At 44.0% G+C, this 4,266-nt stretch carries 6 protein-coding genes; all 6 read left to right on the top strand.

Annotated elements, in window-relative coordinates; genetic code table 11:
* Positions 1-12 precede the first annotated feature (12 nt).
* The 6 genes from B4033_RS00170 (at position 13) to B4033_RS00145 (ending at position 3,884) form a co-directional block, all read left to right on the top strand.
* Positions 13-429, top strand: a complete 417-nt coding sequence (locus B4033_RS00170) for a DUF6691 family protein (protein WP_286831001.1) — start codon at positions 13-15, stop codon at positions 427-429.
* 2 nt (positions 430-431) lie between these two features.
* The gene (locus B4033_RS00165; protein WP_286830998.1) at positions 432-1,304 is read left to right on the top strand and encodes an MBL fold metallo-hydrolase; all 873 of its coding nucleotides are present in this window, start codon (positions 432-434) and stop codon (positions 1,302-1,304) included.
* Between the two features lie 68 nt (positions 1,305-1,372).
* A complete protein-coding gene (locus B4033_RS00160; protein ID WP_286830996.1) occupies positions 1,373-2,155 on the top strand; it encodes a sulfite exporter TauE/SafE family protein in 783 nt (260 codons plus the stop codon).
* Between the two features lie 95 nt (positions 2,156-2,250).
* Complete coding sequence (locus B4033_RS00155; protein WP_286831000.1) at positions 2,251-2,646, top strand: rhodanese-like domain-containing protein; 396 nt, start codon at positions 2,251-2,253, stop codon at positions 2,644-2,646.
* Positions 2,647-2,693: 47 nt separating this feature from the next.
* A complete protein-coding gene (locus B4033_RS00150) occupies positions 2,694-3,029 on the top strand; it encodes a carboxymuconolactone decarboxylase family protein (RefSeq protein WP_005247053.1) in 336 nt (111 codons plus the stop codon).
* A gap of 237 nt (positions 3,030-3,266) precedes the next feature.
* Complete coding sequence (locus tag B4033_RS00145; RefSeq protein ID WP_286830992.1) at positions 3,267-3,884, top strand: cytochrome b/b6 domain-containing protein; 618 nt, start codon at positions 3,267-3,269, stop codon at positions 3,882-3,884.
* The last annotated feature ends 382 nt before the right edge of the window (positions 3,885-4,266 follow it).

The following is a 4,266-nucleotide window of genomic DNA, read 5'->3' as shown; positions in this document are numbered from 1 at the left end:
GAGCATTCTAAAATGAAAAATGTGTTTGCCTTTTTATTTGGTGCGCTGTTCTCTGTGGGGTTGATGGTATCGGGCATGTCCAATCCGGAAAAAGTACTCGATTTCCTGGATCTGTTTGGCGATTGGGATGCCAGTCTGGCCTTTGTCATGATGGGCGCGATTGCTGTGGCCTTTATTCCCTTCCAGAAAGCATTACGTACGGCGCAACCAAAAACAGTTTTTAATGAACCTATTGATTTACCTAAAAATAATCAGATAGATAGAAAACTGATCACGGGTGCGGTTTTATTTGGTGCAGGTTGGGGCATTGCCGGCATCTGTCCGGCACCAAGTTTCACCTTGATCGGTTTAGGCCACTATCAAGTGCTCTATTTTATTGTAGCAATGCTGGTGGGTGTATGTATTCACCGTAAATGGTCAGGAGCTTAACGATGTCAAACTTACCTATAGTAAAAGATTTTTTTCACGAAGATACCAATACCTTCAGTTATGTTGTACGTGATCCGGCGACCAAAGCCTGCGCTATTATTGATAGCGTTCTGGATTATGATCCGGCATCGGCAAGTACCTCAACTGTTCATGCCGATAAGATTATTGCCTATATTAAAGAGCAGGGTTTAACGGTTGAGTGGATTCTCGAAACCCATGTCCATGCTGATCATCTGACTGCAGCGCAATATCTTAAAGCTGAGTTAGGTGGCAAGATTGCCATGAGCCAGAAAATTGGCATTGTACAGGAAACTTTTGGCGTGATTTATCATCTGGATATTAAACAATGGAATGCCCAGCAGCTCTTTGATTATTTATTTGAAGATCATGAGTCGTTCCAAATCGGAACATTGAAGGCCTATAACATTCCAACACCGGGACATACGCCTGCTTGTCTGAGTTATGTGATTGGTGATGCGGTTTTTGTGGGTGATACCCTGTTTATGCCAGATTATGGTACAGCACGTTGTGACTTTCCGCGAGGTAGTGCAGAACAGCTTTATGATTCGGTACAAAGCCTGTTTCAGTTGCCAGAAAATACCCGGGTCTTTTTATGTCATGACTATTTACCTGAGACACGTGAATCGTACGTGTGTGAATCTGATATCCAGACGCAGAAAACACAGAATATCCATATTCATCAGGGAATCAGCAAAACTGAATTTGCTCAGATGCGAAATCAGCGGGATTCAGGACTCAGTATGCCTAAGCTGATTCTACCGGCAATTCAGATCAATATGAAAGCAGGGCAGTTTCCTGAGCCAGAACAAAATGGTGTTTCTTACCTCAAGCTTCCTCTTAACTACTTCAAATAAGCTTGTGTCGTGATTCAACAAAAAGTTCAACCTTTGTTGAATTACTTTTGTGGATAAGGGAGAGGACGATGTGGGCATTAATACTTGAAGGGCTGGTTATCGGAGTGCTATTGGGTTTGACCGGTGCCGGTGGTGGCATTCTGGCTGTACCGGCACTGATGGCGAGTCAGGGTTGGACCGTGGCCCAAGCTGCGCCGGTAGGATTGCTTGCAGTCACGCTGTCGGCCTTGGTCGGAACGTTCGAGGGTTTATTCAAGCGTATTGTGCGTTATCGTGCTGCGCTCTGGATCGCGCTGATCAGTATTCCTTCAGCGCGTTATGGCGTGCATCTGGCCGATATCGTTTCTCCGGTCTGGCTGACGCTGGCTTTCAGTCTGGTGATGCTGATTGTGGCTTACCGGATCTTTTTTAATAAAGTGACCGATCATGGCAATGCACCGTGCAAGGTCAATCAAACCACCGGTCGCCTGATCTGGAATGTCAAAACTGCTTCGTTCCTGGCAGGTATTGGTATCGTGGCGGGGTTACTGACCGGTTTGCTTGGCGTGGGTGGGGGGTTTGTCATTGTTCCAGCCCTGCGTAAATTCACCGACCTTGATATGCGCAGTATCGTTGCGACTTCCCTCATGATTATTTTTCTGATTGGTGGGGTGAGTATTTCTGCACACGTGCTGGATGGCTTTCAATATCCTGTTTCGGTTACGCTGACCTTTGTCCTGGCCTGTATTGTCGGGATGTTAATTGGACGCAGTCTGATGCAGCGGATTGACAGTAACAAGGTACAGAAAATATTTGCCACCACCGTGGTTGGAGTGGCGATGTATCTAATCTATTCAGCGCTCATGGGCTAAAACAACCGGTTGGGGACTTCACTCAAGCGCTTTTAATCTACCTGAGCATCGTTTATACAAAATATAATTTTAATGACCGAGGAAGAATGAAAATGATGAAAACTGCAGAGCAATTGATCCAGAATGCAAAAAGCCGGATTCAGGAAGTCAGCGTAAATGAACTGTTTGAAGCGATGCAAAACCATAAAACCATACTGATTGATGTTCGAGAACCGGATGAATTTCAGGCGGCAGCAATAGACCGGGCGGTGAATTATCCTCGTGGTGTTTTGGAAATGAGAATTCACCAGCATCCTTCGGCCAGTCATCATTGCGATACCCAGCAGGCACTGGAACACCTTAAAGATCAGCCGATCTATTTGATCTGTGGTACCGGTGGCCGTTCAGCATTGGCAACCGATACCTTACAGAATATGGGTTTTACCCAGGTCAAGTCGGTTCAGGGCGGTTATCAGGCCTGGCTGGAACAGGGCTATCCGGTAGAAAAATAAGCCGTTGAATCGGTGAACAACCGTATTGTTGAATGTGAGAAGCAGTGATGAAATACAAAGAATTAACCCAGAACATTTCAGGCAGTTTAAGAACATTAACTCAGGATTCACCTGATTTAATGAAAAGTTTCAATCAGTTGTCCCAGACCGCAATGCGTGATGGTGTGATTGATCCTAAAACCAAGGAGCTGATTGCCTTGGCGATTGGTGTCGCATCACGTTGTGATGGTTGTATCGGCTTTCATGTCAGAACCCTGGTCAAAATGGGCATGACCCTGCAGGAGCTGGAGGAAGTTCTGGGCGTTGCGGTATATATGGGTGGTGGACCTTCATTGATGTATGCTGCAAATGCACTGGATGCTTTTAAAGAATTTTCCGGCTGAGGTGATACTGGTCAATACAGGGGGGCAGTCCTGCCAAGCTTAGAAGGAACCTTGTTAAATAACAGGTGTACCCATCACAAAAATTCCGGCGATTTAGTCTTAGTATTATTGATTTTCTTAAGATTTCCTCATGTTAAAAGTGCGCTTCAACAAGCGCACTTTTTTGCTTCTATCTTAAGATTCAGTTCAGCTTAAGCTGTTATGCTGTCACTAAAATACAGCCAATAACGGTTTTTTATGGCGCAGAATACAACAACATCTTCTACAGATTTACTGATCCGGTTTCTGCATCTCATCATCATTTTGAGCTTTACTGGGGCTTATCTGACCGGGGATACAGAAGAATGGCATCAAACCCATATGGCCTTGGGTTATACCCTCGGGATTAGCCTGATATTAAGAATTTTATGGCAGTTTCTTGCTTCTCGACTGGCGCATACTCAGCCTTCAGGGCTAAGCCGCCGTTGGCAGGTGATCAAGCCATTTGTGCAGCGCTATTGGGCACAGCCGCAGCAATGGCTTTCGCCAACATTTTTAAAAGCCGCCGGATCCAGCCTGTTTCAGCTCAGCATAGTGGGTATTTTTCTTCTGTTGCCTTTAACGGTGCTGGCCGGCTTTTTTACCGACTATACCCATAGCCACAGTTTAAAAGAAATCCATGAACTCTTTGCCAATCTGTTTTTAGCCAGCGTGTTGCTGCATTTGGCAGCACTGAGCCTGAATAGTGTTCTGCTTAAAAAATGGCTGGCGAAGCGGATGTTCTGGGGGACCGAAACCCATTCATGGTTCACTCTGTTTGCTTCACTCTTTTCACTGGGTGTGTTGATCACTTTTTGGTTTTTCTATTTTAGCTAAGCTGAGATGGCACTGGTGCGAATCACCTCAAATGATAAGCTAAAGCGGATTATCAGGACCACGTCAGGATTCAAATCTATGATGTGTTCAAGATCTTTATTCTGCTTTCGGTTCTGATATCCCAACCTTGGCAATATTCACCGACATAAATCACATTAAATATATTAAAAACACATTAAAATAAATATATATAAAACAAAAGCTTAAGCTATTAATGTTTAATTAAAAGTAGGGTGGAGTAAGAAGAAGTTGGTCACTTTAATATACATTAAAATTCAACAATAATAACCAACATAAAAGATGTTCCTATTTTTATTATTTACTATTTGGTAAAAATTATTTAGCTTTAGATTCCTGAATTTGGTAAGCAGCAATAGTCAAA

It is taken from the genome of Acinetobacter sp. UBA3132 (assembly GCF_002364825.1).
Taxonomy (GTDB): Bacteria; Pseudomonadota; Gammaproteobacteria; order Pseudomonadales; family Moraxellaceae; genus Acinetobacter; species Acinetobacter schindleri.
Note: the sequence above shows the minus strand (reverse complement) of the source record. Positions and strands in the feature narration are given on the sequence as shown.

Bases quoted from the DNA above. Each gene is read 5' to 3' on its own strand.
- B4033_RS00170 (WP_286831001.1), top strand. From the start codon at position 13: ATGAAAAATGTGTTTGCCTTTTTATTTGGTGCGCTGTTCTCTGTGGGG.
- B4033_RS00165 (WP_286830998.1), top strand. From the start codon at position 432: ATGTCAAACTTACCTATAGTAAAAGATTTTTTTCACGAAGATACCAAT.
- B4033_RS00160 (WP_286830996.1), top strand. From the start codon at position 1,373: ATGTGGGCATTAATACTTGAAGGGCTGGTTATCGGAGTGCTATTGGGT.
- B4033_RS00155 (WP_286831000.1), top strand. From the start codon at position 2,251: ATGAAAACTGCAGAGCAATTGATCCAGAATGCAAAAAGCCGGATTCAG.
- B4033_RS00150 (WP_005247053.1), top strand. From the start codon at position 2,694: ATGAAATACAAAGAATTAACCCAGAACATTTCAGGCAGTTTAAGAACA.
- B4033_RS00145 (WP_286830992.1), top strand. From the start codon at position 3,267: ATGGCGCAGAATACAACAACATCTTCTACAGATTTACTGATCCGGTTT.